Annotated in this window: 14 protein-coding genes; 11 read left to right on the plus strand and 3 right to left on the minus strand. The window is 64.0% G+C overall.

The features are described 5' to 3' along the window. The first annotated feature begins 411 nt into the window (after window positions 1-411). The 5 genes from OH799_RS22300 to OH799_RS22320 all read left to right on the plus strand — a co-directional run bounded on the left by OH799_RS22300 (window position 412) and on the right by OH799_RS22320 (window position 7,164). On the plus strand, window positions 412-2,202 hold the full coding sequence (locus OH799_RS22300) for a choline/carnitine O-acyltransferase (protein WP_406267352.1): 1,791 nt from the start codon (window positions 412-414) through the stop codon (window positions 2,200-2,202). 190 nt (window positions 2,203-2,392) lie between these two features. After that, the gene (locus tag OH799_RS22305) at window positions 2,393-3,850 is read left to right on the plus strand and encodes an MFS transporter (RefSeq protein WP_406267355.1); all 1,458 of its coding nucleotides are present in this window, start codon (window positions 2,393-2,395) and stop codon (window positions 3,848-3,850) included. 189 nt (window positions 3,851-4,039) lie between these two features. Beyond that, on the plus strand, window positions 4,040-5,128 hold the full coding sequence (locus OH799_RS22310) for a pyridoxal phosphate-dependent aminotransferase (protein WP_406267358.1): 1,089 nt from the start codon (window positions 4,040-4,042) through the stop codon (window positions 5,126-5,128). Window positions 5,129-5,130: 2 nt separating this feature from the next. Continuing rightward, window positions 5,131-6,171: a 2-hydroxyacid dehydrogenase gene (locus OH799_RS22315; protein WP_406267361.1), complete on the plus strand. Its 1,041-nt coding sequence runs from the start codon at window positions 5,131-5,133 to the stop codon at window positions 6,169-6,171. 369 nt (window positions 6,172-6,540) lie between these two features. Continuing rightward, a complete protein-coding gene (locus OH799_RS22320) occupies window positions 6,541-7,164 on the plus strand; it encodes an NAD(P)-dependent oxidoreductase (RefSeq protein WP_406267362.1) in 624 nt (207 codons plus the stop codon). A gap of 84 nt (window positions 7,165-7,248) precedes the next feature. Here the strand turns inward: OH799_RS22320 and OH799_RS22325 are convergent, their stop codons facing one another. Beyond that, the gene (locus OH799_RS22325; protein ID WP_406267365.1) at window positions 7,249-8,388 is read right to left on the minus strand and encodes a GTP-binding protein; all 1,140 of its coding nucleotides are present in this window, start codon (window positions 8,386-8,388) and stop codon (window positions 7,249-7,251) included. A gap of 89 nt (window positions 8,389-8,477) precedes the next feature. On the opposite strand from OH799_RS22325, the gene thiD reads away from it, so the two are divergent. After that, a complete protein-coding gene (gene thiD, locus OH799_RS22330; RefSeq protein ID WP_406267368.1) occupies window positions 8,478-9,323 on the plus strand; it encodes a bifunctional hydroxymethylpyrimidine kinase/phosphomethylpyrimidine kinase in 846 nt (281 codons plus the stop codon). Between the two features lie 104 nt (window positions 9,324-9,427). On the opposite strand, the gene OH799_RS22335 is transcribed toward thiD, so the two are convergent. Then, the gene (locus OH799_RS22335; protein WP_357259613.1) at window positions 9,428-9,880 is read right to left on the minus strand and encodes a VOC family protein; all 453 of its coding nucleotides are present in this window, start codon (window positions 9,878-9,880) and stop codon (window positions 9,428-9,430) included. A 21-nt stretch (window positions 9,881-9,901) separates the two neighbouring features. Between OH799_RS22335 and OH799_RS22340 the strand changes: the two genes are divergently transcribed. Together OH799_RS22340 and OH799_RS22345 are read left to right on the plus strand one after the other, a co-directional pair. Further along, the gene (locus OH799_RS22340; RefSeq protein ID WP_406267371.1) at window positions 9,902-10,504 is read left to right on the plus strand and encodes a CGNR zinc finger domain-containing protein; all 603 of its coding nucleotides are present in this window, start codon (window positions 9,902-9,904) and stop codon (window positions 10,502-10,504) included. 107 nt (window positions 10,505-10,611) lie between these two features. After that, entirely contained in the window at window positions 10,612-10,842 is a 231-nt protein-coding gene (locus tag OH799_RS22345) for a hypothetical protein (RefSeq protein WP_406267373.1), read from the plus strand. 324 nt (window positions 10,843-11,166) lie between these two features. On the opposite strand, the gene OH799_RS22350 is transcribed toward OH799_RS22345, so the two are convergent. Further along, window positions 11,167-11,289 (minus strand): hypothetical protein, encoded by a 123-nt coding sequence (locus OH799_RS22350; RefSeq protein ID WP_357259608.1) that lies wholly within the window; start codon window positions 11,287-11,289, stop codon window positions 11,167-11,169. Window positions 11,290-11,447: 158 nt separating this feature from the next. Between OH799_RS22350 and OH799_RS22355 the strand changes: the two genes are divergently transcribed. From OH799_RS22355 to OH799_RS22365, 3 genes are all read left to right on the plus strand, one after another. Next, the gene (locus tag OH799_RS22355) at window positions 11,448-12,800 is read left to right on the plus strand and encodes a glycosyltransferase (protein WP_406267376.1); all 1,353 of its coding nucleotides are present in this window, start codon (window positions 11,448-11,450) and stop codon (window positions 12,798-12,800) included. Continuing rightward, the gene (locus tag OH799_RS22360) at window positions 12,800-14,938 is read left to right on the plus strand and encodes a glycosyltransferase family 39 protein (protein WP_406267379.1); all 2,139 of its coding nucleotides are present in this window, start codon (window positions 12,800-12,802) and stop codon (window positions 14,936-14,938) included. Before OH799_RS22355 ends, OH799_RS22360 begins: the two co-directional genes overlap by 1 nt. A gap of 505 nt (window positions 14,939-15,443) precedes the next feature. Next, window positions 15,444-16,511, plus strand: coding sequence for a dTDP-glucose 4,6-dehydratase (locus OH799_RS22365; RefSeq protein ID WP_406267382.1), 1,068 nt, complete (start codon window positions 15,444-15,446; stop codon window positions 16,509-16,511). The last annotated feature ends 101 nt before the right edge of the window (window positions 16,512-16,612 follow it).

The following is a 16,612-nucleotide window of genomic DNA, read 5'->3' on the forward strand; positions in this document are numbered from 1 at the left end:
GGGACGATGCGGCACCACGCCGTAACGGTAGGGATACACAGGAGCCGATCTCGGCCGATGCCTTGGGCATCACCTACTCTCGCAGAGAGGCTCAGGCACAAACCGGTTGGCCTTCATTTCCTCCCGTAAGAGTACCGGCAGCTTCCCCGATCACAGGTTCGCTACTCGGTAGAAAGCTGTGAATCAGTCTCTGCGGCAACGCAATACAGGCTGGTTGTAATTGACTTGGTGCGCCGCCGACAGCGGAGTCGCGCATCCGGTTCTCCACCTCGGCTACGTCCTGGCGTTCCATTCGGGTAATCTCAAACCCCATACCGTAGTTGATCGTTCGCCATTCAGCGGTAATAGCCTTGCCCGGCATTCCCATCGCTGGAGTCGGTCACTGCGGTGGTGAGGTGAGACGATCTCACGGTGAACGAGAGACTCGCCGCCGAAATACCTGTCAGCACATTCGATTACGACGAGCAACTGCCGCGGCTCCCCATCCCGACATTGGAGGAAACGTGCGAGCGGTTTCTCGAGCGGTGTTCGCCGTTGCTGACTGATGAGGAACTGACTGCCACGGCAGCGACCGTGGAGCAGTTCCTCATACCGGACAGTCCGGCACGGACGTGGCAGGGCGAGATCGAGCGATTCGATCGGACACCCGGTGTCCATAGTTGGCTCGACGCATTCTGGGCGTCTCGCCATCTCGGCTATCGGGACAGTATCGCGTTCAACGCGAATTCCTTCTTCTTGTTCACGGACTCGGAGCATGGGCAGCTCGAACGTGCCGCCGAACTGATCGCGCGCACCGCCGCGTACAAACTCGAACTCGACGCCGAGATGGTATCGCCCGTGATACTGCGCGGCCGGCCAGTGTCCATGAATCAGAACAGGCGCCTATTCTCCACCACCAGGATCCCCGGTATCGAATGCGACGCCGTGCGCTCCGCCTACAGCGTCGCGGAACCCGGCCCGTCGACGGCCCGGCACATCGTCGTCCATTTCCGTCGCCATCTGTTCCGCATGGACATCCTCGCAGCTGACGGTACCCCGCATCCTGTCGAGGACCTGATCGCCGGGCTGGACGCGATCAGAGAAGCCGATCCGGCAGCGGAGCCGTCGCCGGGAGCGCTGACCACACAACCGCGCGCGGCATGGGCGAGGACCCGCCAGGCCCTCATCGAAGATCCGGACAACGTCGCCGCACTCGAGACGATCGAAACGGCACTGTTTTGCGTCGCGCTCGAGGACTTCGCGCCGCAAGACGAACTCTCGGCCTGTAACCAGCTCCTCCATGGTGACGGCGGGAACCGCTGGTACGACAAAGCGCTGACATTCATCGTGTTCGCCGATGGTCGCGCAGGCGTCAACATCGAGGAGTCCGGCCTGGACGGAACCACCGTGGCCAGCTTCTGCGACGCAATTCTGGCGAGTGCGACAGCTATTTCAGCGGAAAAGCCCGGCCGAGCGCCTGCGATATCACCGATCGAATTCCGACTCAACGGGGACCTGCAGCAGGCAATTCGGCAAGCCTCGGCCGACTTCGACAAGCAAGCGGGCGAGACCGCCACGAGGATTGTGACGTTCGATAACTTCGGCTCGGACACAGCCAAACGTCTCGGAATATCACCGGATGCGTTGGTGCAAGTGGCTTACCAACTAGCTCATCAAAGGTCCAGGGGATTGCTCGGCACCACCTACGAATCCGTTGCCGTGAGGCATTACCGCCACGGCCGCACAGAGGCCCTCCGGGCGGTTACTCCCGAAGTCGTTCGCTTCGTGGCGTTGATGAACGACTCGACCGCCACAGCCACCGCTCGGGCCGAAGCGCTACGTGCCGCGGCGCAGGCGCACGTCGCTCACACCAAAGACTGCCAGGCGGGGCGTGCTCCCGAACGGCACCTCGTGGAGCTACAGCGAATCCAGCGGCACCGCGGCGATAAGCCGCTCGCGATTTACGAATCTCCTGGCTGGAGGATTCTGCGTGATGACTATCTCAGCACCAGTTCCGTGTCATCGGTCAATGTTCGATTCTTCGGTTTCGGGCCGACGACCGCCCAATGCATCGGGATCGGCTACATACTGCAGCCCAGCGGCCTCGACATCCACCTCAGCGCATTCGAGGGCATTGAACAGCACATGCGACAATTCGCGCACGCTATCTCCGTCGCCATCCCAGAGTTGTGCGACCTGCTCGAGACGACATCCGTCTCCTAGCATTGCGCGTCGATGAACGATTTGTCGAATAGTGGTGTGGACGGGCTACAACGGCATGATGGCGAACAATGGGAAGAAATTATTCCTGATCAAAACAGCGCCGGTCACTTCCAGGATAAAAGTTCCACCCGAAAGGTGAGTGGAAGTGAAAGCCTACCGAAAGCTTTTGGCAAATCGGACAGTATGTAATATGATCTTGATCAGTCTACTGTTCCGGACTGTTCTCAACTCCCAATCCCTGTTATTGGTAATGCATGTCCGGCACACGTTGCACCTCTCCTACGGTGGCGTGGGCCTATTGAGTGCTGTGGTGTACCTCTGCATGGCCGGCGGCGAGCTACAGCGCGGCCCGTGGCTCGATCGATTGGGCTTGCGATCCGCCATGGCTCCATCGATTGCGATAAGCGGGATCTGTTGGCTGATCGCACCATTCGCCTCTTTTCCGCTGTTGCTGTTTCTCGTGGCGCTGGCGGGATGGTTCGAAATACCAGTCATCAACGTCGCAAAACAGGCCATTGTGATCGCCACGACCAAACGTAAGCGGCGACCGGCGTTGGCCGCGTACGAGGTGACCGCGGATGTGTCGCTTTTGGTCGGGCCGCCGCTGGGTGTCGCAGCAATGAATATTTGGGACACGGCGGCGGTGCTGCTCGTGGTGCGATTGGTGGCCGTGGGTTGCGGGGTCGCGTTATTGAGGCAGAATCCACCGCTGCGAACCGATAAGAGCCAAGTGTTGCGACGTGCCCCACGGCGATTCTGGAAACAGACCGGGTTCATGGCGGCATGTGTCGGATACGCCGCAGCCGTTGCCGTCCTTTCCGCGGAGGAACTGAGTGTCATCACGGTCATGCAAGATTTCCACGCCACCAAGGCAATCGGACTGATGCTAGCCATTGGCGCAGCCGGTGCAGTGGCCGGTGGGTACGTTTATGGCGCAATCTCCACCACCATCTCGCCGTATCCCCTGCTGGTAGGACTCGGAATCGGTGTTTTGCCTTGCGCCTTCGCACCCGGGCCGATTTCGCTGGCCATAGCCGTTTTCATAGTCGGCGCCCTGGCCGGTGCTGTTTTCCCAGCAAGTTCCGATCGGATGAATGCCGTTGTATCCAAGGATGAACTCGGTGAAGCCCTTGGCTTTCATTTCAGCCTGATGTGGGTTGGCGTAGCTATGGGAAGTATCGTGGCGAGTAAGGCCATCGACGTCGCCGGTTCGTCAGGAGGCTTCCTATTCTCGGCGGCAATCGGTATCGGTGCGGGAATCGGACTCGGCAGGATTGCGGCGCTTGCCGCCCCCACACCCGGGGCGCCCGACCAAGTCAGTCGAGCACTCATTGTCACTACGGCGAGGCGGATACGGGACAAGTTCGCGATTATCGCGAAGACGGCCTCTTCGCTCGAAATCGATATTCCAGTCGACGCCCGACGCGGCGGAAATGACCCTCCCGAGAAAATGGCGAACCATCCGGTTCTCGAACACCACGACCAACCGGAATTATCGGCCGTATCATCAATGGATTCCGAAGCCGCCGACCCCGGTCGGACCGAGGTGCGACGCTTCCCTACACCGTGGACCGAAACTTCGCCATCGCACGAGCAAAAAGGCTCACCATGGAGCCGACCAACCGGTTCAACTCCGCGGTTTCGCTAACTGCTGTGACTGTCCGGCATCACCGAGTGAACGTCCGATAAGCCAGCAAGGCCACAGGCGCCAGTATGAAACTACCACCTCGAAGGTATACCAACCGTGACACCTATACGTACGCACAGTTCAAATCTTCCCAATCCGCTCGGGCGTACAACTAGTACCACATATGAGAGACGTAGTCTCGATCGAGCCGTGAACCTATCGGATGCCCACTGTCGTCAACCGCTGACTTCCTCGCAAATAGAAATTGTCCATCGATTTCCAGAGCTGTTCCACGAGGCACGAAAGCAATCGCAGTCCGAGCTGGAGGAGGCATTCCTCACTGCTTTTCTGCGCTTGGCCGGCGAGCCGATGCATCAGGACGTGTCCAGGTTTATGCTGTCGTATTCCGCATCATCCGCGATAACAATGGTGGTAAGCCACTGCGCTCGCGCAGGCAAACGCGTTGCCTTGATAGAGCCGGTTTTCGACAATATTTCATCGATCTTGCGACGAGAGAATGTCGAGCTCGTGCCGCTGACGGAACAGGATTGCACCGTCGAAAACCTGCCTGTGGCGATGGCTCGGCTCGAACCTGCGGTAGTCTGGTTGGTCTCGCCGAACAACCCCACCGGGTGGACGCTGTCCGAACCGGAGTTCAGAACGCTGGTTCAGTGTTGCGCCGACCGTCGCTGCACCCTGGTTCTGGACTCGTCTTTTCGCTTTTTTTCACCTCCGCCGATCGGTTGGTCGCAATACGAGCTTCTGGAGGAATCGGGAATCTCATATATTGTGCTCGAAGACACGGGCAAGACCTGGTCCACCAGTGAAATAAAGGTCGGATTGACGGTATGCAGTCCGGATATGTACGCAGATATGTACCGGCTGCACGACGATCTGTTGCAGAGCGTCTCCCCCTTCCATCTGCGAGTACTGACGGAATTTATCGAGGACAGTTCGAGGAATGGTACAGAGCGCAGCATCCTGCCTGCTGTGCTACGGAACCGGTCTATCCTCCGATCCGTCCTTTCGGAGAGTGAATTGGAATTCGTTACCGAATTGCACTCGCCTGTTTCGGTGGACTGGCTGCTTCTCCGGGAGGGACTCGATTGCGAGGACTTCGTCCACGAAGCGATTCGAGAGGGGGTGCACGTTCTACCCGGAACAAACTTCTTCTGGAATCAGCCGGACCGCGGGCGAAACTTCGTTCGCGTTGCCTTGGCCCGCGATCCGCAGCTGATGCTGGAGGGTGCGCAGTTGCTGCGAGACACCGCAATCCGGCTAGCCGCGAAGGATGCATGACCATGAGCGCTCAATCGAGCCGTTATCGCGCCTTGCTCACCGGGGCTGATGTGACGCCAGCCGATATCGAATGGCTTCGGCAGCAGAATCTCGAGGTCGAAGTCTGTCGCTACGACCTATCCGAAATCGAGTTGGCGCGCGCCCTGGTGGACAAGGACGCATACATTCTCGGTGGTGTAGAGCGTGTGACCGCTGTCGCGTTGTCCACCGCCGACGACCTCAAAGTCATAGCATTCATGGGCGTCGGGTATCACGCATACATCGATACGGCGGCAGCGACCGCGGCGGGAATTGCGGTGACCAACGCGCCCGGAGCCAATGCGCGTGCGGTCGCGGAATTCGCGATCGGTCTCATGCTCGATGCCTGGCGCAGGATCACGGACCTGACGATGGAAACGAAGGCCGGTCGATGGCATCAGATCAAGGGACGCAACCTTTATTCGAAGACGCTGGGCATCGTTGGAATGGGGACCATCGGCACTATCGTCGCCCGGATAGCGGCCAACGGGTTCGGGATGCGAGTGGTCTACGTGAGCCGAACAGCCAAACCGGAACTGGAACGAGATATCGCCGCTCGCCGGGTTGAGCTACCCGAGCTGCTTGCCGAGTCCGATGTCATCAGTCTCCATGCTTCGTACAGCCCGCAGACAGACCGGATAATCGGCGAAGCGCAACTGGCTGCCATCAAACCCGGCGCGATTCTGATCAACACTTCCGAAGCGGAGCTCGTGGATCCAGCGCCGTTGCGAACCGCGCTGCTCGACGGTCGCCTCGCGGCCGCCGCCATGGACGGCTACTACGTCGTGCCCGCGCCTTCCGACCACAACGATCCCCTTGGGTTGATGGCATTGGGCAACAACAGGCTTCTCGTCACGCCGCACGCGGCCGGCGCTACCGAAGAGTCCTTCCGCGCGATGCTCACGGCCAATGGCGAGTCCATCAAGAATGTCCTCGAAACAGGAGAAGATCCACGAGTTGTCAACCCTGGCTTCCGTGACCATGCCCGTTGGTTGCCGGTGCACCCCAGACCCTCATGGCGATGATGTCGAATCCGTTGGGGCCGGGGTCCCCCAGCGGCTCAGGCCTCGGCGCCGTCCGGTAGAACGCACCTTCGCGTGGCTGCACGCCTTCAAATGCCTGCGGCCCGCTACGAACGCCGCCCTGACATCCAGCACCCCCTACTCGGCCTTGCGTGCTCAGTCATCTGCCTCCGCAAATTCATTCGTGAACTGAGTCTTCAGAGCAAACTCTTCGCACGGCCGCCGCCGATGTCCCAGGGCCGGGCCGTCGCCTGTGCCGATCGAGACACTCGCTTATGTCATCGAGACTCACGGCCATGGTTCGTCTCGCTTTCCGCTGTTGTACTGAATTCACCAATAGCTCAACAGCGTTCAGCCGAGGAGAGACACGTCATGAGAATCGCAATTTTCGGAGCCACCAGCACCGTCGGTCGTCTGGTCGTCGAGCAAGCCTTGCGGGAGGGGCACGAGGTGACCGCGTTCACCCGGAGCGCGGCGAGCGTCGGGCAGCGGCACGAGCGGCTGCATGTTATGGAAGGCGATGTGCTGGATACGAATTCGGTAGAGCGTGCGGTGCAGGGTCAGGACGCGGTGCTGATCTCGCTCGGCAACGGCCGCAAGGGCGTGGTCCGGGCCGGAGGCACGAAGGCGGTCATCGAAGCGATGAACCGGACCGGGGTGAAGCGGCTGATCTGCCAGACCACGCTCGGCGTCGGCGACAGCAGGGGCAATCTGAACTTCCTGTGGAAGTACGTGCTGTTCGGTCTGCTGCTGCGCCGGGCCTACGCCGACCATGTCGAGCAGGAGGAGTACGTCCGTACCAGCGACCTGGACTGGACGATCGTACGGCCGAGCGCCTTCACCGACGGACCGCGAACCGGCAGCTACCGCCGCGGCTTCCCCGCCGGGGAGCAGGGCCTCACCCTGAAGATCGCCCGGGCCGACATCGCGGACTTCATGGTCGAGCAGTTGTCCGACACGACTTACATCCGCCAGGCGCCAGGCATCTCGCACTGAGGATGGCGCACCATGCCGCGGCCGTTACGCCGCTCCCCACCGCGACCCACGCCCCGGAATCCGGGAGGGTGGGTCGCGGTCGTGTTACAGCGCGTGCTCGTGCAACTCACCCCAGGCGGGGAAAGGGTCGGGATACGCGGCCCATGCGGCAGGTCCCTCGGCGAACTCCGCGTCGGTGAGCAGGGCAGCGTCGAGCAGCGCACGCACCTTGTCGCGATCCAGCCTTATCCCGATGAAGACGATCTCCTGCCCCGGCCGCACCTCCAGCGACGACCACCATGCCGCGGCTTCGAAGACGAGGTTCGGCCCGGCCTGCGACCAGACCGCGGCCAGCGACGGCCGACTCGCGATCCAGCAGAATCCCTTGCTGCGCAGTAGACCCCGCAGCTGTTCCAACGCTTCGGAAAGGCGCAGTGGATGGAACGGCCGGTCGGCGGTGTAAGTGAGACTGCGGATGCCGTACTCCTCGGTCTCCGGCGTGTGTCCGCCCGCCAGCTCCTCGGCCCACCCCTCTGCCTCGGCGGCTACCACCGGGTTGTAGCGGCCGGTGTCGAGCACCTCGGCCAGATCAACGACTCCGTTCCTGGTACGCAGGACGTGGGCGCGCGGATTGAGTGCGCGCACCGTTGCCTCCACTGCGCCCGCGGCCGCCTCGCTGACCAGGTCGGTCTTGTTGACCAGCAGCACGTCGGCGAACTCGACCTGGTCCACGAGCAGGTCGGCGATGGTGCGCGCGTCTCCTTCGCCCGCTTGCAGATTCCGCTCGGCCAGCGCCTGTCCGCGCGCCACCTCGGCGAGGAACGTCGAGGCGTCGACCACGGTCACCATGGTGTCCAGGCGCGCGATGTCGCCGAGCGAGAAGCCGTCCTCGAACTCCCAGTCGAAAGTCGCGGCAACGGGCATCGGCTCGGAAATACCGGTCGACTCGATCACCAACTGGTCGAACCGGCCCTCCCTGGCGAGCCGGGCGACGGCTTCGATCAGATCCTCGCGCAGCGTGCAGCAGATGCAGCCGTTGGTCAGCTCGACCAGCTTCTCCTGGGTGCGATCGAGGTGACCCTGCCCCGCGACCAGCGCGGCGTCGATATTGACCTCGCTCATATCGTTGACGATGACCGCCACTCGACGGCCCTCTCGGTTGGCGAGGATGTGGTTGAGCAGCGTGGTTTTGCCCGCACCGAGAAAACCGGAGAGCACGGTGACGGGAAGCAGGTCGGATCTCATGGCTTTAATGATAACGATTTTCATTTTCTGTCACCGGCGGGGCCCGGTTGCCCGTGGCGTCACGGCCGGACCGCCGTAGGGTTTGTCTGGTGAAACTGCTGCCATTGCCCACCGAGGGGCAAACCCCCGTCCGGGCGCTCACCATTGCCGGTACGGATTCCGGCGGAGGCGCCGGAATCCAGGCCGACACCCGCACCATGGCACTGTGCGGTGTCCATGCGCTGGTGGCAGTGGCGGCGGTGACCGTGCAGAACTCGGTGGGGGTCAGCGGTTTTCATGAAATCCCGCCGCAGGTCGTGGCCGATCAGGTGCGTGCCGTCGCCGGCGATATCGGCGTAGGCGCCGCCAAGACCGGCATGCTGGCCTCCACCCCGATCATCGAGGCGGTCGCTGCGGTATGCCAGGAGGTCGGCATCGGCCGTGACGGCCGGATTCCGCTGGTCGTCGACCCGGTCGCGGCGTCGATGCACGGCGATCCGCTGCTGCATGAGGAAGCGCTCGACGCGGTCCGCCAGACGCTGATCCCGCTCGCAACCGTGGTGACGCCGAACCTGGACGAGGTCAGGCTGATCACCGGCATCGACGTCGACGACGAGGATTCGGCGCGGCGCGCGGCCGAGGCGCTGCACAAACTCGGGCCGAAGTGGGCGATCGTCAAGGGCGGGCACCTGCGCTCCTCGGAGTGCAGCACCGACCTGCTGTTCGACGGCGAACAGTTTCTGGAGTTCACCGCCCCGCGGATCGTGACCGGCAACGACCACGGCGGCGGCGACACACTGGCTGCCGCGATCGCCTGCGCGCTCGCCCACGGCTACCCGGTTCCCGAAGCCGTGGAGTTCGCCAAAGAATGGACCTACCGCTGCCTCGCCGCGTCCTACGATCTCGGCGCGGGACACGGCCCGGTGTCGCCGCTATGGCGACTGCACCACAGCTGACGTGACAGCAGCCTGTACCTGTTCTCCAGAATCCGGGTGTCTCATCAGACACCGTGATGTGAACCCGCGGCTCATCTAGGTGGCGATCAGGTCGGCGGTGGGCCTTACGCCACGCAGAACTCGTTGCCCTCTGGATCCTGCATGATCCACCAGTGCCCGGCTGGCCCTTTGTTCACCTCTCGGACGCGGGTCGCCCCCAGGTCTTCCAGCCCGGCCACCAGCTTGTCGAGGCCGCCGGGTTCGCTGTGGATGTCGAGATGCAGGCGGTTCTTGCCCGTCTTGCCCTCGGGCACGTCCTGGAAGAGCAGTCGTCGGCCGCGGCCGACGCCGCTGGTTTCGTCGAACGGGTCCTCGGGGTGGCGGATCGCCGCATAGCCGCGGAAGGTCTTGCGGCCGCGGTGCTCGGTGACTGCCTCCTCGTCGAGGTGGCCTGCGGCCAGCAGCTGCTCGATGAGAGCGCTGGGGTCTTCCACCTCGTACTCCAGGGCCGCGGCCCAGAAGTCCGCGAGGGCGGATGCGTGCGTGCTGTCGATAACCAGCTTCCAACTCGGTGCCATGTAACCCTTTATACTGGTTACATGGATTCTTCTGCAACCACGGGGCTGATGCTGCACTCCCATACCGGCGTCGCCTACCGGTTCGACCCCGGCGCGCTGTGCCTCGAGCTGCTGACCACCGGTGGTCCCGGCCCCTACCGTCGGTACGAGGTCCTGCACGAGCCTGCCGACCTGGCCGCCTGGGCGGACCGGTCGCGGCTGACCCCGACGCCCGCACTGGACATCTCCGCAGCCGAGGTCGCTTGCATGCGAAGGCTGCGCGACGCACTGTTCCGGGTGGTCATCGCCCAAACGCGCAGCGAGCCCCACCCGCCCGGCGACCTGGAGACCATCAACGAGGCAGCCGCCCGTCCGGCCCTGGCCCCCGCCATCACGCCGACCGGGCAGCGGCAGTGGGCCGGAACCCCCAGCGGCACGCACCTGGCGGCCTCCGTCGCCCAGGACGCCGTCGAGCTGTTGACCGGCCCTTTCGCGCGCCGCATCCGCACCTGCGCTGCCGAGGACTGCCACCTCATCTACGTCGACACTTCACGCCCCGGCCGCCGCCGCTGGTGCTCCATGGAGCACTGCGGCAACCGCCACAAGGTCAGGGCGCTGCGCGCCCGTCACACCGAGGAAAGGTGACCGCCATGCCGGCGCGGCAACATTTAGTGTCGGTGGGCGCTGCGATACTGAAGACATCGCAAACACAGTTGGCTTCAACGGCGAAGCGAACAGAACGATGGCGTTCGGTGTGGTTGCGGCAAACCGACCTCGGCGCCTGCCCGGGCGGCACCACGGTCACTCTCGGGAATCGGCTCGATGGCGATGCCGTCGAGCCGGGAATTCGTCTCCACCAGCGCGGAGATGATCTCGGCACGATAGAGGCGACGAACTTCTCGATCGGCATGGCCGGCGTCTCGAGCCGGTTCGCGCCGAGCCACCAGTCGGTGGCCGAGGCGACTGCCCCGAAGATCGAATAGATGAGAAGTTCTACGCTCGCGACCTCCACCGACTCGCGGTCCAGAACCTCGGCGAACAGCTCGGCGGTGCGTTTCGCGGGCTGCCTGGCCGAGTGAAGCACGCTCGGAATCGTCGGACCGCTGCGTGAAATGGCTGTGCAGCATGAACCGGAAGACATTCGGGTGCTGTGACACCACGAGCACGTATTCGGCAGCGCCGCGGCGGACCAGTTCGCGGGCCGAGTCGCTGCGGGCTCGATCATCTGAGCGCCGAGCAGGGGCCCGGCGATCTCGACCGACCGCCGCGCGCCTACCTGAGCGAGTGGTCCTCGCTCCGCCGCGTGGTCAACGCTTTTTGGGATCGGGGACGATGTCGCCGGCGGACTTGGACTTCTTCTCCGCTCGCTTTTCCTTCAGGGACTTCCCGGACTTCTTGGACATCGAGCTGCGCGGAGATTTGTCGGACAATCGTGGTCCTTTGCTCGGAGACCTGAATGGTCCCGGTGCCACTGACCGTACGCTACGCCGGCGCCCGAGGGGTGCGATCATGTCAGGCGCCCCTGCCCCCAGGAACCTCACAGCTGAGGCCCAGCTCCGTGGGAGTGTGGGAGCCGAGGGTAGTTCCCATGACCGAGACTGGGACCGTCGCGGCGGCGGAACGAACCGAGACCGAGACCACGGGTGCGCCCGTGCTGGACGTGGTGATACCCGTCTACAACGAGGAGGCCGACCTCGGCGTGTGTGTGCGCAGGCTGCACGCCTACCTGCGCGACGGGTTCCCATTCCCGGCGCGGATCACGGTAGCCGACAACGCGAGCACCGACGACACGCTTCAAGTCGCCCAACTGCTCGCCGAAGAGTTGGACGCTGTCCGCGTCGTGCACCTGGACGCCAAGGGTCGAGGACGGGCGCTGCGGGCGGTGTGGGAACGGTCCGACGCACAGGTGGTCGCCTATATGGACGTCGACCTGTCCACCGACCTCAACGCCCTACTTCCCCTGGTCGCGCCGCTGATCACCGGACATTCCGACCTTGCCATCGGCACCCGGCTCAGCTCCTCGTCGCGGGTAGTGCGCGGGCCGAAGCGCGAGATCATCTCCCGCTGCTACAACCTGCTGCTGAAAGCCTCACTGCGAGCACGCTTCTCGGACGCGCAGTGCGGTTTCAAGGCGATGCGCACAGTCGTCGCGCGGCGCCTGCTGCCGCTGGTGCGCGACGGGGAGTGGTTCTTCGACACCGAACTGCTCGTGCTCGCCGAACGAGCCGGGCTGCGCATCCACGAGGTGCCGGTGGACTGGATCGACGACCCGGACAGCCGTGTCGACATCATCGACACGGCGCGCAAGGACCTACTCGGAATCGGCCGGCTCGGAAGGGCGCTGGCCACCGGGGCACTGCCGCTGGAGGAACTGCGCAGGGCCGTGGGCCGGGAACCGCTGGTTCCCGGTGTGCCACTGGGCATGGTCGGACAGCTGGTGCGCTTCGCAATTGTGGGCGTGCTGAGCACGCTGGCCTATCTGCTGCTTTACGTTGTGCTGCAATCGTTTACCGGCGCACAGGTGGCGAACTTCGTGGCGCTGCTGCTCACGGCAGTGGCGAATACCGCGGCCAATCGGGCGTTCACCTTCGGCGTGCGCGGCTCGACCGGCGCGGTCTCGCACCAATTCCAAGGACTGGTGATCTTCGGGATCGGGTTGACGCTGACCAGCGGGTCGCTGTTCACGCTGAATCGCTGGGCGCCGGGAGCTTCGGTGCACGTGGAACTCTTCGTACTGGTCCTGGCCAATCTGGTAGCCACGCTGTTGCGGTTCGTCGGACTGAGATGGGTGTTCCGCAATAGTGCCGGCGCGGATCGCGCGATCGCCGCCGATCTGCATGCCGAATACGCCGCCGGCCCTCTTGCGTTCGCCGAGCCGGCTCCGGTTCGGACCGCTCAGAAGTCCGTTCGCATCACACTCGATACCGAAGGAGACCGTTGATGACGGCGACGCTCGCTCCGCCACCGGTCGCGACATCACCGCAACCGGCCCCGAAACGCAATGTGCGGTGGGAATACCCGGCGCTGGCGACGCTCCTGATCGGCACCGCGGTCGCCTACCTGTGCAATCTGAGCGCCAACGGGTGGGCCAACTCGTTCTATTCCGCTGCCGTGCAGGCGGGCTCGGTGTCGTGGAAGGCGTTCTTCTTCGGATCGTCGGACGCGGCGAACTCGATCACCGTAGACAAACCACCCGCATCGCTGTGGCTGATGGAGCTGTCGGTGCGCGCGTTCGGGCTCAACAGCTGGAGCATCCTGGTGCCCGAGGTGCTGCTCGGCGTGGGCAGCGTAGCGCTGGTGTGGGCGACGGTGCGCAGGCCGTTCGGACCCGCCGCCGGGTTGCTCGCCGGGTTGGTGCTCGCGGTGACTCCCGTCGCGGCGCTGATGTTCCGGTTCAACAACCCCGATGCGCTGTTGGCATTCCTGATGATTGCCGCGGCGTGGGCAATGACGCGAGCGGTGGAGGACGGCCGCTGGCGCTGGCTGGTGTCGACCGGAGCGCTGATCGGATTGGGCTTCCTCACGAAGCAATTGCAGGTGCTGCTGGTGGTTCCGGCGCTGGCGCTGACCTATCTGATCGCGGGTCCGCCGAAGCTCGGCAAACGGATCGTGCAACTGTTCGCGGCGGGCGCCGCGATGGTGGTCGCCGCGGGCTGGTGGCTGTTGGCCGTGGAACTGTGGCCCACATCCTCGCGGCCGTGGATCGGTGGCTCGCATGAGAATTCCATCCTGGAGCTGACGCTTGGTTACAACGGCCTCGGTCGACTCAACGGCAATGAGCGCGGCAGCGTCGGACCCGGCGGCGACCTTCCGGCCGGCGGGAACGGGATGTGGGGCAGCCCTGGTATCACCCGCATGTTCGAGCCTGCGCAGGGCGGTCAGATCGCCTGGCTGATCCCGGCGGCGCTCGTCGCGATCGTCATCGGAATTCTTCTCTGCGGCAAAGCTGTCCGGACCGACCGGCAGCGCGCCTCGCTCATCCTGTGGGGCGGCTGGCTGCTGGTGACCGGGCTCGTGTTCAGCTTCATGGCGGGCATCTTCCACCAGTACTACACGGTGGCCCTGGCTCCGGCGATCGCCGCACTCGTCGGTGCGGGCGCGGTGCTGCTGTGGCGCGAACGGCGTCGGCTGTGGGTGCGGCTCGGCATGGCGCTCGCGGTGGGTCTCACTACGGCGACCGCGTGGATGCTGTTGTCTCGCAGCGCCGAATGGCAGCCATGGCTACGCTGGACCGTGCTGGTCGTCGGCGTGCTCGCGACGATCGCGGTCGTCTTCCCCACGCCGCGGAAACTGGCCGTTGTTTCGGCATTGGCGGTCGCGTTCACCGGACTCGCCGGGCCGGTTGCCTATGCCGTCGACGCTATCGCCACCACGCATGCGGGATCGATGCCCTCGGCCGGTCCGAATGTTGCGATGCGCGGGAACCGACCGCCGTGGGGCGAGGGGATGAACGGTCGCCGTGGCGACGGGCAGGGGATGAACGGTCGCGCCGGACAGATGCCCGGTGGGCCGCAGGGCACGATGCCCGGTGGTCAGGCGCCGGGTGGCGCAGATTCGATGCCGAGCGGGCCGCCGCCTGATGCGGGATCGCAGGGCACGATGCCCGGCGGGCAGCAGACTCCGCAGAGTACTGAGCAGATGCCCAGCACCGGTCCGCAAGGTATGCCCGCCGGCACGGCGGCGGCTGGCGGTCCAGGCCAGAATGGCGGACCCGGTGGCCTGCTCCAGGCCAGCCGGCCCAGCGCGCAGGTGGTGTCACTGCTCGACCAGAACGGCGGCGAATACACGTGGGTAGCCGCGTCGATCGGGTCGAACAGCGCCGCCGGCTTTCAGTTGGCCACCGAACTACCCGTGATGCCGATCGGCGGCTTCAACGGCAGCGACCCGTCGCCGACGCTGGAGCAGTTCAAACAGTATGTCGCAGAAGGAAAGATCCACTACTTCATCGGCGGCAACCGCGGCGGACCCGGTTCTTCCAGCAACGCCACCAGCGCGCAGATTGCACAGTGGGTGCAGGAGAACTTCACCGCCACAGAGGTGGACGGCGTCACCCTGTACGACCTGACCGCCACCCACTGAACCTCGCGATGCGCCCCGCCCCAATCCCGGGCGCGCATCGCGACCCCAGTGTTCAGCGCAACCCCTGATCCCGCTGAACACCGCATCCGCACCGGCGCCGCATCTCGGCGCCGGTGCGGACCGCGTCAGGGGCGAGGGCAGAAGCATGTTGGTCGTACACGGCAAGGGCAACAAGGACCGGACGACCCCGATCCCGGACACGCTCGCGCAGCAGACCGGACACGCTCGCGCAGCAGACCGGACACGCTCGCGCAGCAGATTCGAGCTGACGCACCCGGCTGCTCGTCCGGCGTCGGCTCGGCTCGTCCTTCTACTCCGGCTGATGCCGAGATCCGAGTTTTGTCGTCCACCCATATGGCGGGCATAGGCAGTGATTTGTCCACCACGATGCAGATCCACAACACCTCGTAGGAGCACCAACCTGGCGGGATTCTCATCGAACCGATCCGAATTGGCATGGCGGCAGGCGGGTCACGAAATAGGCTCTCGGCTACTATCAGCATCCATGTCCGTCTACCTCGTGACCGGTGCCGCAGGCTTCATCGGAGCGAATTACGTTCACCGTTTGCTGGAGTGGGAGACCGCCGCCGAGGTAGTGGCGGTCGATTACATCGGTTTCGCAGGTAATACGGCAAACCTGGATCCGGTGGCCGACCGCGTCGTTTTCGAACAGGCCGATATCGCCGAGCTGGAAACCATGGAGGCTGTCTACCGGCGGTATCGACCAGATTTCGTCGTGAACTTCGCGGCGGAGTCGCACAACGACCGTGCGATCCTCGGCCCGTCGGCGTTTATGCGCAGCAACGCCCTCGGCGCCCAGGTGATGGCCGAGTGCAGTCGCCTTATCCCGGTACGGTCGCACGTGCACGTATCGACGATCGAGGTGTACGGCGAACTGGCAGCCGGAAACCAATGGTTCACCGAGCGCTCCTCACTGAACGCGAAAACCCCCTACAGCGCGGCAAAAGCGGCCGGAGATCAGATGGTGCGCGCCTACATGCAGACCTATCCGGAAATGAACATCCGGATGACACACTGCGCCAATAACTACGGCCCGTATCAACTACCAGAGAAGCTCATCCCGCTGGCGGTGACGAACGTGCTGCGCGGGCGCAAGGTGCCCGTCTACGGCGACGGCCTGCAAAGCCGGGACTGGCTACACGTCACCGATCACTGCGCTGCTGTACATCGTGTCCTGCACGCAGAGCTGGACGCGATCCCGGCGGAGGCGGCCACCGATCCAGGCTTGTTGCCGATCTTCGACATCTCGGCTCGCTGCGAAGTCACCAACCTCGATATCGCGCGCATGGTCGTCACCACGCTCGGACGTGACCCGGGCGCGTGGATCGAGCACATCCCCGACCGCCCGAATCACGATCGCCGCTACCTGATCAACCCGGAGAAGATCGAATCACAGTTGGGCTGGCAACCGACCCACGACTTCACCACCGGGATCGAAGACACGGTCACCTGGTATGCCGAGCACCGCGACTGGTGGGAACAGATCATCGCCGACAAGGGCGAACTCGGCTTCGACTGGAGCCGAGCAGCCGCACCCCGAGCGTCACGGTAGCTTCTGGCCGGCCTGGGCTATGGATGTGCGGATGATCTCGATGACCCGATCGACGATGTCGTCGGTCATTCCAGAGTTTTGGCCCTGCCGTGGATGGCAAC

Origin of the sequence: Nocardia sp. NBC_00881, assembly GCF_045207455.1 — a bacterium.
In the GTDB taxonomy this organism is placed as follows: domain Bacteria; phylum Actinomycetota; class Actinomycetes; order Mycobacteriales; family Mycobacteriaceae; genus Nocardia.